We start from the raw sequence: 15,962 nt of genomic DNA, 5'->3' as shown, positions 1-15,962 counted from the left end.
CCGTGGCGGCCCCGGCCTCCGCCGGGGCGACCGCTAATGGCTATCGTCCTTCCTGCTTCAGCGGCCGGCTGAGCAGCGCCGTCACCACCTCGCTTACCATCGCCTGCCCGGCGAGCAGCGCGCAGACCGCATCGACGATCGGCATATCGACGGCCGCCGCGCGAGCGGCGTCGGCCAGAACCGGCGCGGTCGCGGCGCCTTCCGCGACGGTGCGGCGGTCGCGCAGCAGATCGGCGGCGGGAATGCCCTGGCCCAGCCCCTTGCCGAGCGAGAAGTTGCGCGAGCTGCTCGACGAGCAGGTCAGCACCAGATCGCCCAGGCCGGAGAGCCCCGCCAGCGTCTCGGCGCGGGCGCCCCGCGCAAGGCCGAAGCGCGTCATCTCGGCAAATCCACGGCTGATCAGGGCGGCGCGGGCATTCTGGCCGAGCCCGGCCCCCTCGACCACGCCGCAGGCGATCGCCAGCACATTCTTGACCGCCCCGCCGATCTCGGCCCCCACCACATCCTGCGATAGATAGGGCCGGAACCCCGGGCGCCGCAGCCGTTCGGCCAGGGCGAGGCCGACAGCCTCATCGGCACAGGCGAGCGTGATCGCCGTCGGATGCCCGGCCGCCACCTCATGCGCGAAGGTCGGCCCCGACAGCACCGCGATCGGGGCAGCCGGCGCGGCATCGGCCGCCACCTCGGACATCAGCCGCTGCGTCCCCGCCTCGATCCCCTTTGCGCAGAGCACCAGCGGCCGATCGCCGCAGGGCGCCTCCGCCAGCACGGCGCCCAGGAACTGGGCCGGCGCCACCACCACCAGCGCATCGCAGTCCGCCAGTGCGCCGAGATCGCCGGTCGCGCGGATGCGATCGCTCAACGGCACGTTCGGCAGGAACAGGGGATTGGCATGATCGGCGTTCACCGCTTCGACCACCTCGGTCTCGCGCGCCCATAGCAGCACGTCCGATCCGTCGCTCGCGATCACCTGGGCCATCGCCGTGCCCCAGGCGCCGCCGCCGATCACGCCCAGCCTCTCCAACGCCATGCTCATGCCTTCACCCCGGCGCCCCGCGCCTTTTCCGCGCCCGGATCGAGCGGCCAGCGCGCCCGCGCCGGAACCTCCATATCGTCGATCAGCCCCGCCGCGAAGCGCTCCGCGCCGGCCCAGGCGATCATCGCCCCATTGTCGGTGCAAAGCCACAGCGGCGGCGCGGCGAAGGCCAGCCCCGTCCGTTCGGCCAGCCCCGCCAGCGCGGTGCGGATCGCCTGGTTGGCGGCAACCCCGCCGGCCACCACCAGCGCCGTCACATCATCCTCCACGGCCTCGATCGCGATCCGGGTCCGGTCGGTCAGGCAATCGACCACAGCCTGCTGAAACGAAGCGGCGATGTCCTCGGACCGATGCACGCCGGCATCCCGCGCCCGCAGCACCGCGCTCTTGAGCCCCGCGAAGGAGAAATGCGGCTCGCCGCTGCCGACCAGCGGGCGCGGCAGGGGCACGGCCTTCGGATCGCCCTCGCGCGCCGCGCGCTCGACCGCCGGGCCGCCGGGGAAGCCGAGGCCGAGCAGCTTGGCAGTCTTGTCGAACGCCTCGCCCGCCGCATCGTCGATCGTCGTCGCAAGGCGGCGATAGTCGCCGACGCCGCGGACCAGCAGCAGCTGGCAATGGCCGCCCGAGACAAGCAGCAGCAGATAGGGAAAAGCTAGGTTCGGATCGGCCAGCCGCGGCGACAGCGCATGGCCCTCCAGATGGTTGACCGCGATCAGCGGCTTGTTCGCGGCATGGGCCAGCGCCTTGCCGGTCATCAGGCCGACCATGACCCCGCCGATCAGCCCCGGACCGGCCGTCGCCGCGATCGCATCGACATCGGCCAGCGTCACGCCGGCATCGGCCAGCGCGCCCTCGACAAGCGGCACCGCCATCTCGACATGCGCGCGCGCCGCCAGCTCGGGCACCACGCCGCCGAACGGACGGTGCGCCTCTTCCTGCCCCGCCAGGCGATGCGCCAGGACGCGGCCATCGCTGGTCACCAAGGCGGCGGCGGTCTCGTCGCAGCTCGATTCGATACCGAGGATCAGGGCCATGGCGTCGCGTCTAGAGCCTGATCCTTCGAGGGGGAAGCGCCATCCTTTAGCCGCCCGTTAACCAGCTTTCCCCTACAACGGACCGATTCATGGTGGAGAGAGGATTCGACATGTCGGGCGAGATCGGCTTGGAAGCCGGCAACGGCAGCGATAGCGCGGCATGGGCGGCATTGTGCCGGTCTCAGGCGGTGGTCGAATTCGACCTGTCCGGCGTCATCCTGTGGGCCAATGACGTCTTCCTGCGCCTGATGGGCTATGCCCTCGACGAGATCGTCGGCCAGCACCACCGCATCTTCTGCGGCGCGGAGGACGCCCGGTCGCCGGCCTATGCCGCATTCTGGGCGAAGCTGGGCCGGGGCGAGTTCGATGCCGGCGAATATAAACGATTCGGCAAGGCCGGCCGCGAACTGTGGCTGCAGGCGAGCTACAACCCGGTGCCCGATGCCGAGGGCCGGCCCCAGCGCGTGTTCAAGATCGCGTCAGACATCAGCACGGCCATGCGCGAGCGGGCCGATCATGTCGGCAAGCTGGCCGCGATCGAGCGGTCGCAGGCCGTGATCGAGTTCGCGCTCGACGGCACGATCCTCGCCGCCAACGAGAATTTCCAGCGCATCTTCGGCTATGGCGCGGCCGATCTGATTGGCCAGCACCACCGGATGCTGTGCGACGACCAGCTCGTCCGTTCGCCTGAATATCAGTCGCTCTGGCAGCGGCTGGGGCGCGGCGAGTTTGACGCCGGCCGCTATCTCCGCCGCGCTCGGGACGGCAGCGCCGTGTGGATACAGGCGAGCTACAATCCCGTGCTGGACGCCGATGGACGGCCGTGGAAGGTCGTCAAATTCGCGAGCGATGTGACCCATCAGGTCCGTCTCGAACAGGAGATCGAGTCCCGGCTGGAGGAGAGCCACGCCTTCCGCGCCCGGATCGAGACGCGCGGCAATGAATTGCGCGACCTGATCGGCAAGGTTTCCACGATCGTCTCCAGCATCAACGGCATCGCGGCGCAGACCAACCTGCTCGCGCTCAACGCGACGATCGAGGCGGCACGTGCAGGCGAGGCGGGGCGCGGCTTCGCGGTGGTCGCGCAGGAGGTGAAGAAGCTGGCAAGCGACACCAGGGCCGCCACCGAGGCCGCCGCGAAGATGATGAGCGAGCGCTTCGCCACCGTCGCCGACTAGCTTTCCGGGGGTGGCCTAGCCCCACTCGCGCGTCTAAGCAGCGCGCCATGGACAACAATGTAAGGCCATCCACGCCCTGGGCGACCGAGGCGCGCGCGCTGCTGTCGCTCAGCGTGCCGCTGGTGATCGGCAATCTCGGCTGGTCGGCGATCGCGGCGACCGATCTGCTGCTGCTCGGCCGGCTGGGTCCCGATGCGGTCGCGGCCGGATCGCTGGGCCTGAACCTCTACACCGCCTTCCTGATCTTCGGCATCGGCCTCACCACCGCCGCCTCCCCGCTGATCGCCAGCGAGCGCGGGCGCCGGCTCCATTCGGTGCGCGACATCCGCCGCACCGTGCGCCAGACGATCTGGGCGGGCGCGACGATCTGCGCGCCGGTCTGGCTGCTGCTCTGGCATGCCGAGGCGATCCTGATCCTGATCGGGCAGGATCCCGAACTGTCGGCGAATGCCGCGGATCTGGTGCGCAGCCTGCAATGGGCGCTGCTGCCCTATATGGGCTTCCTGGTGCTGCGCAATTTCGTGGCCGCGCTCGAACGGCCGATCTGGGGCGTGATCGTGACGCTTCTGACGGTGCCGTTCAACGCCCTGGCGGGCTGGGTGCTGATCTTCGGGCATCTCGGCTTTTCCGCGATGGGGTTGCACGGCGCCGGCCTCGCCGGCACGCTCAGCTCGCTGTTCATGTTCCTGGGCATGGTGCTGGTCGTCAGCCTCGACCGGCGCTTCCGCCGCTATCATCTGCTCGGCCGCTTCTGGCGCGCCGACTGGGGCCGCTTCCGCACCGTCTGGAAGGTCGGCCTGCCGATCGCCATCACGCTGGGCCTGGAGGTCACGGTGTTCAACGCCGCCGTCTTCCTGATGGGGCTGATCGGCCGCGCCCCGCTGGCCGCCCACGCCATCGCGATCCAGATCGCCGCGCTCTGCTTCATGGTGCCGATGGGGATCGGCCAGGCGGCCACGGTGCGGGTCGGCTATGCCCATGGCCGGCGCGACCCGGCGGCGGCGGGCCGCGCGGGCTGGCTGGCGCTGGGCCTTGGCACCGCCTTCGCGGTCTGCTCGGCGGCCGCGCTGATCGGCGTGCCCCGTCTGCTCGTCTTCGGCTTCATCGATGTCGACGCGCCGGCCAATGCGGAAGTGACCCGCCTCGCCATTTCCTTTCTTGCGGTGGCGGCGCTGTTCCAGCTGGTCGACTGCGCCCAGGCGATCGCGGCGGGCGTGCTGCGCGGGCTGCAGGATACCCGCGTACCGATGATCTTCGCCGCGATCGGCTATTGGGTGATCGGCATCGGGATCGGCACGTTGCTCGCCTTCCCGATGCGGATGGGCGGGGTCGGCATCTGGCTGGGCCTGGCCTCGGGCCTGGGCGTGGTGGCCGTGCTGCTCGTCATGCGCTGGTCGCGACGCGAGCGGCTTGGGCTGGTGCCGCGCTGACGCCTTGACTATGCAGTGGCCGACATGACCGCTTCCCTCCCCACCCGTCCGCTGCGCCTCGGCACGCGCGGCTCTCCGCTTGCGCTCACCCAGGCGCGGATGACGATCGCCGCCCTTCGCGCCGCCCATGGCTGGGATGAGGACGCGATCGAGATCGTCGCGATCAAGACCAGCGGCGACCGCATCCAGGACCGCGCCCTGGCCGAAGTCGGCGGCAAGGCGCTGTGGACCAAGGAGCTGGATCGCGCGCTGCTGGATGGCGTGATCGACTTCGCGGTCCATTCGATGAAGGATGTCGAGACGATCCGCCCGGCCGAGATCGTCATCGCCGCGATGCTGCCGCGCGCCGATGTGCGGGACCGGCTGATCGGCGCGGACTCGCTCGCCGCGCTTCCCGCAAACGCGCGCATCGGCACATCGTCGCCACGTCGTTCGGCACAGGTCCGTCGCGCCCGGCCCGATGCCGGGATCGTGCTGTTCCGCGGCAATGTCGATACCCGCCTCGCCAAGCTGGCGGCGGGCGAGGCGGAGGCGACCTTGCTCGCCGGCGCCGGCCTGATCCGGCTGGGACGCGACGAGATCGGCCACCCCATTCCGGTCGAACAGATGCTCCCCGCCCCGGCGCAGGGCGCCATCGGCATCGAGACGCTCGCCGACCGAACCGACATGCGCGCGCTGCTCGGCGCCATAGACGATGCCCCGACCAATGCCTGCGTCTCGGCGGAACGGGCGCTGCTCGCCGCGCTCGGCGCCGACTGCCGTTCGCCCGTGGCCGCGCTCGCGGTGCGCTCGGGCGCTGGATTGCACATGCGCGCCGAGATCTTGACCGAGGACGGCGACGAATGCCGCAGCGGCGAGGCGATGCTGCTCCGGACCGGCGATGCCGAGGCGCTGGCGAAGCGGCTGCTCGACGGCGCCTCTCCCCGCCTGCGTGCATTGTTCACCGGCGCATGAGCCGCACCCCGCTCCTGATCCTGCGCCCCGAACCGGGCGCGAGCATGACCGCCAAGCGGGCCTTCGACGAAGGCTGGCGCCCCGTGGTCTCGCCGATCTTCCGAATCGAGCCGATCGCCTGGGGCTCTCCCCCGGCGGAAGACTATGAGGCGCTTTTCGTGACCAGCGCCAATGCGGTGCGGCAGGCCGGCCAGGCGATCGGAGCCTATGCGGACATGCCCGCCTATGCCGTCGGCGACGCGACCGCTCGCGCGCTCAAGGCGGCCGGTTTCGCCGATATCCGCACCGGGCGGGGCGATGCGGCGGTCATGCTGGAAGCGGCGGCGGAAAATGGCGTGAAGACGGCGCTCCATCTCGCCGGCGAGGATTATCGCGACGTCGGCCATGAAGCGATCACCATCGATCGCCGCATCGTCTATCGCAGCGCCGCGATCGATCTGCTGGGGGGCAAGGCGGTCACCGCGCTGCGCGAGAGCGGATGCGTGGTGCTGCTTCATTCGGGGCGCGCCGCCGAGCATTTCGTCCGGCTGCTGGAAACCGTCCGGATCCCGCGCGGCCGCATCCGGATCGCGGCGCTGGCGCCCGCGGTTCTGACCGCGGCGGGAGAAGGCTGGCGCCGCTCGATCGCTGCCCATAAGCCGGACGATGCCGCGCTGCTGGCGGCGGCGGCCCGGCTGTGCCAATAAGGTCGCCGGAGCGACCAGAGCGAGCTGAGCAACCCATGCCCGACCCCGCCGACACCTACGGCCGACCGCGCCGTTCCGTCATGCCGCTGCTGCTGGGGCTGCTGGTCGCCCTGCTGCTCGGCATGGGCGCGATGGCCTGGCTGTTCCACCGCTTCGATGAGGTGGCGGAGGTCGTCAAGCCGACCGTGCCCGTGGTGGTCCCCGCCGCGACACCCCCGCGTCGTGTCCCCCTGATCGACATCGCGCCGCCGCCGGCGGCGGACGTCGTCCGGACGATCCTCGACCAGCGGATCGACCAGATCGAGCAGAAGGTGGAGGACATCGACGAGCGCACCGCCGCCGCGACCACCGAGGCGCATCGCGCCGAACGGCTGCTGGTCGCCTTCGCGGCCCGTCGCGCGATCGATCGCGGTGCCCCGCTCGGCTATCTGGAGGGCGCGCTGCGCGAACGCTTCGGCCGCCTCGAGCCGCAGGCCGTGGCGGTGGTGATCAGCGCCGGGCGCCAGCCGGTCACGATCGCCCAGCTCCGCGACAAGCTGGAGGTGCTGCGCCCGAAGCTCGCCGTCGCCGCCGAGAATGAGAGCTGGTGGGCAGGCGTCCGCCGCGAATTGGCCGGGCTGATCGTCGTGCGCCGCGCCGACACCCCCTCGACCGCCCCGGTGGATCGCCTGTCGCGTGCCGAGGATGCCCTGGCCGCCGGCCATGTCGATGGTGCCCTGGTCGAGGTCGCCCGGCTCCCGGGCCGCAAGGCCGCCGAAGGCTGGATCGCCGACGCCCGCCGCTACGTCCAGTCCCGCGCCGCGCTCGACCGGATCGAAAGCGCAGCGCTGCTGGAGCCGGTGCAGGCAGGGCCGGAGCCGGCACCGGCACCGGCAGTGTCAGAACGCAACTGACGGACCCACAGGGTCCGCAAGGCCGAACGGCCGCCCGAGCTTATTGCGAGGAAAGCCAAGGGCACGGATGTGCCCGCCCGGCGCTTGAGGGCAAACTAAAGACTCTCAAAAATCGACTGCGATCCCCTTCAGCTCCCAGTCGCCATAGCGGGTGGGATCTGGCCCGTCGCGGCCGCCGCTCTCCGGCTTCACCACCACTTCTTCGGGCTGCGGCACCGGCGGGCTCGGCGACAGATGCGCGGGGGGCTTCACATGGGGCGGTCTCTTGCCGGACATCGTCGATCCTTTCACCGCGCGTCCGATTGAAGAGCGCGCCATTCTTCCCCACATTGGCGCTCGAAGGAGCGAAGGCAAGAGATGAACATGTTGAAGACGACGATGCTGCTGGCGGCGCTCACCGCGCTGTTCATGGCATTGGGTTTCACCATCGGCGGAACGGGCGGGGCGATGATCGCGCTGGTCATCGCCGCGGGCATGAACCTCTTCACATATTGGAATGCCGACAGCATCGTGCTGAAGATGCACGGCGCGCGCGAGGTGGATACGCGCAGCTGCCCTGAGTTCGTCGGGCTGGTCCAGGACCTGGCACGCCGCGCGAACCTGCCGATGCCGCGCGTGTACATTATCGACAGCGAGCACCCCAACGCCTTCGCCACCGGGCGCGACCCGGCCCATGCCGCCGTCGCCGCGACCACCGGCCTGCTCGGCATGCTCGATCGCGACGAGATAGAGGGCGTGATGGCGCATGAGCTGGCGCATGTCCGCAACCGCGACACGCTGATCATGACGATGACCGCGACGATCGCCGGCGCCATCTCGATGCTCGCCAATTTCGGCATGTTCTTCGGCGGTGGGCGCGATCGCGACGGGGGGCAGGTGCTCGCCACCATCCTTGCCGTGTTCGTCGCGCCCTTCGCCGCGATGATCGTCCAGATGGCGATCAGCCGCTCGCGCGAATATGGCGCCGATCTCGGCGGCGCGCAGATTTCAGGCAAGCCCCGCGCCCTCGCATCGGCGCTCGCCAAGCTGGCGCGCGGCGCGGCGCACATCCCCAACCCCGTCGTGGAACGCAACCCGGCGGCGGCGGCGCTCTACATCGTGCCCGGCCTCAGGCGCAGCGGCGACAGCCTGTTCTCCACCCATCCGGCGACCGAGAACCGCATCGCTCATCTCGAAGCCATCGCCAACGAGATGGGCGTGCTGACCCCGGCCCCCAATTTCGCGGCAATACCGCCGGCCCGCGCGGGTGCCTCTTCCGTGCCAAGGACCAGGCGGCGTACCAGCGCGCTCGATCCCAACGGGCGATGAACCGTCGCCCCGGCCTCAGCCTGGCTGCGGCGATTTGCTCTTGAACGGATCGCCTGTAAGGCGGCCTGATGTCTGACCCAACCGGAACCCCCACCCGCCGCGCCGCGCTGCGCCTGCTTGATGCGGTGCTGCGCCGGGGCCTGCCGCTCGAAGCCGCGATGGACGGCGCCTGCGCCGAACTCGATCGCGGCGATGATCGCGCCTTCGCCCATGCCATCGCCGCCGAGGTGCTCCGCCGGACGACCGATCTCGACACGCTGATCGATGCCGCCACCGAACGGCCTTTGCCGCCCGATGCCAAGGCGCGGATGGTGCTGCGGATCGCACTGGTCCAGGCGCTGGCGATGGACACGCCGCAGCATGCCGCGATCGCCACGGTCCTGCCGCTGGTCGACGGCGGCCCGCGCAAGCTGGTCCACGGCGTGTTCGCGACGGTGATGCGCGACGGCGACACCCTGCCCCAGCCGCCGCACCTTCCCCCGGCGATCGCGGATCGCTGGACCCGAAGCTGGGGCAAGGACGCGGCCGAGGCCGCCCGCCTCTCGCTGGCCGGGCCCGCGCCCGTCGACCTGACCCTGAAACCTGGCCTCGATACCGCCGAATGGGCCGCCCGGCTGGAGGGGGAGAGCCTGGCCCCCGGTCATGTCCGCATCGCCGCCGGCCGCCGCATCGTCGACCTGCCCGGCTACGACGAGGGAGCCTGGTGGGTGCAGGATATCGCCGCCTCGATCCCCGCCCGGTTGCTGGGCGCGGGCACCGATGAAGGCAAGGGGGGCCGCCGCGCGCTCGATCTCTGCGCCGCGCCGGGCGGCAAGACGATGCAGCTCGCCGCCGCCGGCTGGGCCGTCACCGCCGTCGACCTGTCCGAAGCGCGGATGGAGCGGCTGGCCGAAAATCTGGAGCGCACCCGCCTCGCCGCCGAAACCCGCATCGCCGATGCCGCCACCTTCGATGAAGGCGCACGCTATGACGCGGTCCTGCTCGACGCGCCCTGCTCCGCCACCGGGATATTCCGCCGCCATCCCGACGTGCTCCACCGCGCCGGCCCGCGCATCATCAGCGACTCCGTCGAGGTGCAGGCCAGGCTGATCGACCATGCGGCAGGCCTCGTCGCCCCGGGCGGGCGGCTGGTCTACGCGGTCTGCTCATTGGAAGCGGACGAGGGCGAGCAGATCGCCAAGGCGTTCCTCGCCCGCCAGCCCGGCTGGGCGATCGACCCGGCGGGCGCCGAAGAATTGCCCGAGGGCATCGCCCCCGACAAGGTCGGCCGCGTCCGCATCCGCCCCGGAACGCTCGCCGATCGCGGTGGGGCCGATGGCTTCTTCGTGGCGCGGTTCCGGCACGATTAAAGATCCTCCCTGTCGCGAAGCGATGGGGGGGAGGGGACCGCGCCGCAGGTGTGGTGGAGGGGGCAACGTCGCAGACGGCGCTTCGCACCTTACCCCTCCACCGCTCTACGAGCGGTCCCCCTCTCCATGCTTCGCATAGGGAGGACCTTATATCGGCTTCCCCTCCTTGCCCCCCTCCCCCCGCCCCGCTAATCGGAAGACCATCATGACCAGCCCGATCCTCATCTCGCCCTCGATCCTCTCCGCCGATTTCGCCAAGCTGGGCGAGGAGGTGCGCGCGATCGACGAGGCGGGGGCGGACTGGATCCATGTCGACGTGATGGACGGCCATTTCGTGCCCAACATCACGATCGGCCCGGGCGTCGTGAAGGCGCTGCGCCCCCACACAAAGAAAATCTTCGACGTCCATCTGATGATCGCGCCGGTCGACAGCTTCCTCGAGGATTTTGCCAATGCCGGGTCGGACATCATCACCGTCCACCAGGAGGCGGGCCCGCATCTCCACCGTACGATCCAGCGGATCAAGGCGCTCGGCAAGAAGGCCGGCGTCTCGCTCAATCCCGCCACACCGGCCAAGACGCTCGATTACATTATCGAGGAGGTCGACCTCGTGCTGGTGATGAGCGTCAACCCCGGCTTCGGCGGGCAGAGCTTCATCGAGAGCCAGCTGCGCAAGATCGAGGCGATCCGCAAGATGATCGACAAGACCGGCAAGCCGATCGACCTTGAGGTGGATGGAGGCGTCGACGCCAACACCGCCCCGCGCGTGATCGCGGCGGGCGCCAATGTGCTGGTTGCCGGCACCGCCAGCTTCAAGGGCGGCCCCTCCGCTTATGCGGGCAACATAGCGGGCCTGCGCGGGGCGTGAGCGGCACGGCATGAACGATGCGGGAGGCTCCGGCTTCGACGACAGGGTCGAGCCCGGCCGGCGCCTGATCAGCGTCGAGCATGACCGCAGCCACTCGCTCGCCGAACGCCTCGCCGGCCGCGTCCATGCCCTGAGCTGGCGCACCCCGGTCCACCATTTCAGGCTGCGCGGCCGCTATCCGCTCAAGCTGTTCGATGTGCCGGCAGATCCGATCGAGGGTCTGGTCCGCCTTGGCGGGGCGATGCTGGACGGCGAGATCCTCTGGCAGGGCGAGAGCGTCCGGATCGAGGATTACGACTTCCGTCCGCGCACCATGTCGACGGCGTTCAGCGATCATCTCCAGAGCTTCGCCTGGCTGCGCGACCTGAGCGCCGCCGGGCCGCGCCAGCGCGTGGCGCCGATCGCCGAGTTGCTGGCCAAGCGCTGGCTCGACGCGTTCGGCAAGCAGATCCATGAATTCGCCTGGCGGCCGGACCTGTGGGGGCGGCGCATCCTGTTCTGGGGCTGCCATGCGCCGCTGATCATGTCGTCCGACGAACTGCGCACGCCGCTGCTCAACACGCTGAGCCGCGGTGCACGCCATCTCGACAACAGCGCCGACAAGGCGGCGCCCGGCCTCGCCCGCGTCGCCGCATGGACCGGGGTGGTCGCGGCGGGGCTGCTGATCCCCGGCGGCGAGCTGCGCCAGCTTCATGGCGAGAAGGGGCTGGAGCGCGCGCTCGCCGACGCGCTCCATAGCGATGGCGGAATCGTCAGTCGCTCGCCGGTCGAGCAGATGGACCTGATCGGCCTGCTCGCCATGCTGCGCAAATATTACGAGATGCGCGGTCAACGGCCGCCCGTGCCGCTCGGCGAAGCGCTTGCCATGGCCGTGCCGCCGTTGCTGGGGCTGACGCTCGGCGATGGCGGCCTGTCGAGTTGGCAGGGGGCCGCACCGATCGACGGCGGACGGATCGATGCCGTGGTCACCGCCTCGGGGGTACGGGCGCGTCCGCTACGGCAGTCGCGCGAATGGGGCTATCAGCGCCTCTCGGTCGGCCATACCCGGATCATCGCCGACGCCGCCCCGCCGCCCATCTCCCGCTTCGCGCACGATGCCTGTGCCTCCACCCTGGGCTTCGAGATGTCGGACGGGCCATGGCGGCTGATCGTCAACTGCGGCGGCGGGCGCGGCGCCAACAACGCGCTCCATCCCGATCTCGCCCAGGCGCTGCGCAGCACCGCTGCCCATTCGACCCTGGTGCTGGCCGACAGCCACTCGACCGCCGTCCATCCGGACGGCACGCTCGGCAAGGGCGTGACCGAAGTGGAGGTCGAGCGGCAGGAGGACATGCACGGCAGCCAGATCGACATGCGGCACGATGGCTATGCCCGGCGCTATGGCTTCGCACACCGCCGCCGGATCGAGATCGCGGCCGGCGGACGCGAGGTGCACGGACAGGACCAGCTGTTGCCCACCGGCCGTGGCCCGCGCGGGGAGGAGAGCGGCTTCGCGATCCGCTTCCACCTCGCCCCCGGGGTCGACGTTTCGGCCACCGCCGATGGTGGCGGCGCGCTGCTGCGCATCGCCGAGGGTGCCTTGTGGCGCTTCCGCGCGACGGGCGGCGAGGTCGGCGTGGAAGACAGCCTGTGGATCGACTCGCGTGGCCGTCCCCAGCCGACCCGCCAACTGGTGATCAGCGGCACCGCCTTGTCCGACGGCATCGACGTGAAATGGGCCTTCGCCCGGTCGGGCTGATTCTCCACACCATTGCGATCGGGCGGAAATCCGCGCACCATCGCGGCCCTATATCCCCGGAGAGGCCCGCCATGAACCAGTCCGTCATCCTTACCGTGGTCGGCAGCGACCGGCCCGGCCTGACCCGCGCGATCGCCGATGCGGTCTATGCGGCGGGCGGCAATTGGCTGGAGAGCCACCTGTCGCGGCTCGGCGGCAAATATGTCGGCTCGGTGCTGGTCGAGCTTCCCGCCGATCGGCTCGGCGAACTGGAGGCCGCGGCGCGCGCGATCGACGCGGTCGGCCTCACTGTCGCGATCGTCCCGGCCGCACGCGATGGCGAGCGCGGCCAGGGCCAGCCACTCGGCATCGAGATCGTCGGCCAGGACCGGCCCGGCATCGTCCGCGAAGTGACGACCGTGCTCGCCGGGCTCCACGTCAACATCGAGGACTTCACCACCGCGATCGAGGGCAGTGCCTGGTCCGGCGCGCCGCTGTTCCGGGGACGGGCGAAACTGCTGCTGCCCGCCGGCACTTCCACCGATCGGGTGCGCGAGGCGCTGGAGGAGATTTCCGGCGAGATCATGGTCGATTTCAGCGTGCAGGCGGAAAACGCCTGATCGGTTGAGGTGGAAGCGCCTGCGCATCCACCGAAGGCATGAGAGCGGCGGGCTCCATCAAGGTCTCGTCCAGTCATGCTGAACTTGATTCAGCATCCATTGCCGCAAGGCTGGAACCGGAGCGCGGCGCGTCTGGATCCTGACTTTCGTCAGAATGACGGGTCTACCACGGTTAGAGCCTTTCACGATCCGATTGTATCGGCTCGTCGGCTCTATCTTGTTGTTCTACCGCGATTTCCGATTCGGCAGATGTATCCATCTGCCTAGAAATCGCTCTAAGCCGGCGCCAGCTCCGCCGCGATCGAGCGGATCGCCTGTTCGAAGGCGTCGGGCGGCTGTCCGCCCGAGATCAGCCAGCGATCGTTGACGATGATCGCCGGCACCGAGCTGACTCCACGCCGCTGCCAGAGATGCTCGGCCTCGCGCACCTCCTCGGCATAGCGATCGGACGCGATCACCGCGGCGGCCCCGGCGCGGTCGAGCCCGGCCTTCGCGGCGGCGGCGAGCAGCACGTCGGGATCGGACGGATCGCGCTGGTCGGTGAAATAAGCCTCGAACAGCGCATGCTTGAGCGCCTGCTGCCGCGCGCCATCCTCGATTCCCGCCCAATGCAGCAGGCGATGCGCGTCGAATGTGTTGTAGATGCGGCTGTCGGGGCCGCTATTGATCGCGAAACCCACCTCGGCGGCGCGGTCGCGGATCATCGCGCGGACATCCTGCGACTGTTCTTCGGTACGGCCATATTTGCGCAGGATATGCTCGGCGCTGTTCTCACCCTCCTTCGGCATCATCGGGTTGAGCTCGAAGGGCTGGAAATGGATGTCGGCCTCCACCAGGTCGGCGGTGCGCTCCAGCGCCTGTTCCAGGCCACGCAGGCCGATGATGCACCAGGGGCAGGACACATCGGACACGAAATCGATCTTCAGGGCTATGGGCATGGGCAGCCCCCTCTCCTTCCAGCCCCCCGGCCGGCCCCTCCCTACCCTATTCGAAGGCCAGCGCCAATTGTTCGGCGGTCACCGTCAGTTCCTCCTCGCCCTCGCCCAGGCTGGAGAGGGTGACGCCGAGCAGGCGGATGCCCTGCTCCACCGGCTCCAGCGGAGCGAGCAGCGCCAGTGCGACCTGCTGGATGCTGTCGACATCAGAAACCGGCGCGGGCAGCGTCCTGGCGCGGGTCAGCGTGCGGAAATCCGAATAGCGCAGCTTGATCGAGACGGTGCGCCCCGCCTTGCCGGTACGCGCCGCATGGCGCGCGACATTCTCGCTCGATTCCAGCAGCGCGGCGGTCAGGTCTTCATGGCTGAACAGGTCGTGGAAGAAGGTGTTTTCCGATCCGATCGATTTGCGCACCCGATCGGGCCGCACCGGGCGATGGTCGACCGCGCGCGCGGCGAGGTAGAAATAATCGCCCGACTTGCCGAACTGCTGCGCCAGGAATTCGCGGCTGCACCGGCGCAGGTCGGCGCCCGTATGGATGCCCAGCTTCTCCATCCGCGTCGCGGTGACGGGGCCGACGCCGTGGAAACGCCCCACCGGCAGCCTGGCGATGAAGGCCGGCCCCTGGTCGGGGCGGACGACGCACAGCCCGTCGGGCTTGTTATGGTCGGAAGCGAGCTTGGCGATGAACTTGTTGTAGGAGACCCCGGCCGACGCGGTCAGCCCCGTCTCCGCCTTGATCCGCGCGCGGATCTGGCGGGCGACTTCGGTCGCGGTGCCGATGCCCTGATGGTTGTCGGTGACGTCAAGATAGGCCTCGTCCAGCGACAGCGGTTCGATCAGGTCGGTGAACTCGGCGAAGATACCGTGGATCTGGCGCGATACCTCGCGATAGACGTCGAAGCGCGGGCGCACGAAGATCAGGTCGGGGCACATCCGCCGCGCCAGGGCCGACGCCATCGCCGATCGGACGCCATAGGTCCGCGCTTCGTAGCTCGCCGCCGCGACGACGCCGCGCTCCCGAGTCCCTCCGACGGCGACCGGCTTTCCCTTCAGCGTCGGATCGTCGCGCTGCTCGACCGAGGCATAGAAGGCATCCATGTCGATATGGATGATCTTGCGGCCGCCCGCGCCTTCCCCGGCGCCCGCACCATCATCCCCCGCCGCCTGATCGGGCCCTTCCATGGAACAAAGCGAATACAATATAAGGTGCGGCCATGCCAGTGCGCGATGCGGTGAAGCGTTGCCAACATGGGAACCCTGCCGGGGGAGTCGCGTTTGTCCGGAAATCCCAATGGAGAGAGACCATGGCTACCAGAACCACCCCCACCCGTTCGCGGTCGACCGGCAGTCGCTCGACCGCCCGCAAGCGCAGCAGCGGCACCACCGCCGCCTCGCGCCAGACCCGCGCGCAGACGCTGACCGAGGAGGCCAAGAGCGCGGTGCGCTCGGTGCGCACCCGCGCGACCCGGGCCGCCAAGAAGGTTCCCACCGACCGCACCAGCGTGTCGATCGCCGCCGGCGTGATCGCCGGGATCGTCGCGGCCGGAGTAGCGATCTTCATGAACCGCGACCGGCTGCGCTCGGCTGCCAACACGGGCGGCGAACGCCTGCGCAAGGCGGCCGACGACCTGTCGACCATCGCGCATGAGCGGATTGATCAGGCCCGTGACAACATCACCCGCTTCCGGACGCGTTCGAACGGCACCGGCACCGTTGAGCCTTCGCCCGAGAGCATGGCGGTGAACGGATAAACGGCTTGCCGTTCGTCCCTTCGCGGGACGGGATGAGCGGGAGCAGATGGCGGTGCGGCTTTTCAGCCGCGCCGCCATCATTCATATGGGAAGCATGATGCGCTTCGATCCCACCAGCGAACGCTGGCGCTATGACGTGCGCCTGTTTGTGCTGGCCTATGTGCTGGGGATCATCGCCTTTTCGGCACTGGTGCCCTGA

The 15,962-nt window shown here is 69.7% G+C and carries 17 protein-coding genes; 12 read left to right on the top strand and 5 right to left on the bottom strand.

Features of this window, described 5'->3' with window-relative positions; genetic code table 11:
- Positions 1 to 40 precede the first annotated feature (40 nt).
- Complete coding sequence (locus tag CMV14_RS04815) at positions 41 to 1,036, bottom strand: NAD(P)H-dependent glycerol-3-phosphate dehydrogenase (RefSeq protein WP_066968588.1); 996 nt, start codon at positions 1,034 to 1,036, stop codon at positions 41 to 43.
- Entirely contained in the window at positions 1,033 to 2,070 is a 1,038-nt protein-coding gene (gene tsaD, locus CMV14_RS04810; RefSeq protein ID WP_066968590.1) for a tRNA (adenosine(37)-N6)-threonylcarbamoyltransferase complex transferase subunit TsaD, read from the bottom strand. The genes CMV14_RS04815 and tsaD overlap by 4 nt, the downstream gene beginning before the upstream one ends.
- Before the next feature lie 110 nt (positions 2,071 to 2,180).
- Here tsaD and CMV14_RS27465 point away from each other — a divergent pair, with 110 nt between their 5' ends.
- Genes CMV14_RS27465 through CMV14_RS04785 form a run of 5 tightly spaced genes read left to right on the top strand, consistent with a single transcriptional unit; the run spans position 2,181 to position 7,211 of the window.
- Positions 2,181 to 3,248: a methyl-accepting chemotaxis protein gene (locus CMV14_RS27465; RefSeq protein WP_066968592.1), complete on the top strand. Its 1,068-nt coding sequence runs from the start codon at positions 2,181 to 2,183 to the stop codon at positions 3,246 to 3,248.
- A 47-nt stretch (positions 3,249 to 3,295) separates the two neighbouring features.
- Positions 3,296 to 4,678, top strand: a complete 1,383-nt coding sequence (locus CMV14_RS04800; protein ID WP_066968594.1) for an MATE family efflux transporter — start codon at positions 3,296 to 3,298, stop codon at positions 4,676 to 4,678.
- A gap of 24 nt (positions 4,679 to 4,702) precedes the next feature.
- Complete coding sequence (hemC, locus tag CMV14_RS04795) at positions 4,703 to 5,632, top strand: hydroxymethylbilane synthase (RefSeq protein WP_066968652.1); 930 nt, start codon at positions 4,703 to 4,705, stop codon at positions 5,630 to 5,632.
- Positions 5,629 to 6,318 carry a uroporphyrinogen-III synthase gene (locus CMV14_RS04790; protein WP_066968596.1) on the top strand — a complete coding sequence of 230 codons (690 nt, stop codon included), beginning with the start codon at positions 5,629 to 5,631 and terminating at the stop codon, positions 6,316 to 6,318. Before hemC ends, CMV14_RS04790 begins: the two co-directional genes overlap by 4 nt.
- Positions 6,319 to 6,353: 35 nt before the next feature.
- The gene (locus tag CMV14_RS04785; protein WP_066968598.1) at positions 6,354 to 7,211 is read left to right on the top strand and encodes a COG4223 family protein; all 858 of its coding nucleotides are present in this window, start codon (positions 6,354 to 6,356) and stop codon (positions 7,209 to 7,211) included.
- Positions 7,212 to 7,316: 105 nt separating this feature from the next.
- Here CMV14_RS04785 and CMV14_RS04780 read toward each other — a convergent pair whose 3' ends face one another.
- A complete protein-coding gene (locus tag CMV14_RS04780; protein ID WP_066968655.1) occupies positions 7,317 to 7,487 on the bottom strand; it encodes a DUF1674 domain-containing protein in 171 nt (56 codons plus the stop codon).
- A gap of 81 nt (positions 7,488 to 7,568) precedes the next feature.
- Here CMV14_RS04780 and htpX point away from each other — a divergent pair, with 81 nt between their 5' ends.
- The 5 genes from htpX to CMV14_RS04755 all read left to right on the top strand — a co-directional run bounded on the left by htpX (position 7,569) and on the right by CMV14_RS04755 (position 13,073).
- Positions 7,569 to 8,519, top strand: a complete 951-nt coding sequence (htpX, locus tag CMV14_RS04775) for a zinc metalloprotease HtpX (protein ID WP_066968600.1) — start codon at positions 7,569 to 7,571, stop codon at positions 8,517 to 8,519.
- A gap of 68 nt (positions 8,520 to 8,587) precedes the next feature.
- Entirely contained in the window at positions 8,588 to 9,868 is a 1,281-nt protein-coding gene (locus tag CMV14_RS04770; protein ID WP_066968602.1) for an RsmB/NOP family class I SAM-dependent RNA methyltransferase, read from the top strand.
- 205 nt (positions 9,869 to 10,073) lie between these two features.
- Entirely contained in the window at positions 10,074 to 10,736 is a 663-nt protein-coding gene (rpe, locus tag CMV14_RS04765; RefSeq protein ID WP_066968604.1) for a ribulose-phosphate 3-epimerase, read from the top strand.
- Positions 10,737 to 10,746: 10 nt separating this feature from the next.
- Positions 10,747 to 12,474, top strand: coding sequence for a heparinase II/III family protein (locus tag CMV14_RS04760; protein ID WP_066968606.1), 1,728 nt, complete (start codon positions 10,747 to 10,749; stop codon positions 12,472 to 12,474).
- Positions 12,475 to 12,545: 71 nt separating this feature from the next.
- Positions 12,546 to 13,073 (top strand): glycine cleavage system transcriptional repressor, encoded by a 528-nt coding sequence (locus CMV14_RS04755; protein WP_066968656.1) that lies wholly within the window; start codon positions 12,546 to 12,548, stop codon positions 13,071 to 13,073.
- 275 nt (positions 13,074 to 13,348) lie between these two features.
- On the opposite strand, the gene CMV14_RS04750 is transcribed toward CMV14_RS04755, so the two are convergent.
- Positions 13,349 to 14,011, bottom strand: a complete 663-nt coding sequence (locus CMV14_RS04750) for a DsbA family oxidoreductase (protein WP_066968608.1) — start codon at positions 14,009 to 14,011, stop codon at positions 13,349 to 13,351.
- A gap of 46 nt (positions 14,012 to 14,057) precedes the next feature.
- Positions 14,058 to 15,194, bottom strand: a complete 1,137-nt coding sequence (dinB, locus tag CMV14_RS04745) for a DNA polymerase IV (protein ID WP_176489120.1) — start codon at positions 15,192 to 15,194, stop codon at positions 14,058 to 14,060.
- A gap of 122 nt (positions 15,195 to 15,316) precedes the next feature.
- Here dinB and CMV14_RS04740 point away from each other — a divergent pair, with 122 nt between their 5' ends.
- Positions 15,317 to 15,763 carry a hypothetical protein gene (locus CMV14_RS04740; protein WP_066968612.1) on the top strand — a complete coding sequence of 149 codons (447 nt, stop codon included), beginning with the start codon at positions 15,317 to 15,319 and terminating at the stop codon, positions 15,761 to 15,763.
- 46 nt (positions 15,764 to 15,809) lie between these two features.
- Positions 15,810 to 15,962 carry a hypothetical protein gene (locus CMV14_RS26665; RefSeq protein WP_176489119.1) on the top strand — a complete coding sequence of 51 codons (153 nt, stop codon included), beginning with the start codon at positions 15,810 to 15,812 and terminating at the stop codon, positions 15,960 to 15,962.

It is taken from the genome of Rhizorhabdus dicambivorans (genome assembly GCF_002355275.1).
Lineage (GTDB): Bacteria > Pseudomonadota > Alphaproteobacteria > Sphingomonadales > Sphingomonadaceae > Rhizorhabdus > Rhizorhabdus dicambivorans.
The sequence above is the reverse complement of the archived record's forward strand: the minus strand, read 5'-3'. Positions and strand labels throughout refer to the sequence as shown.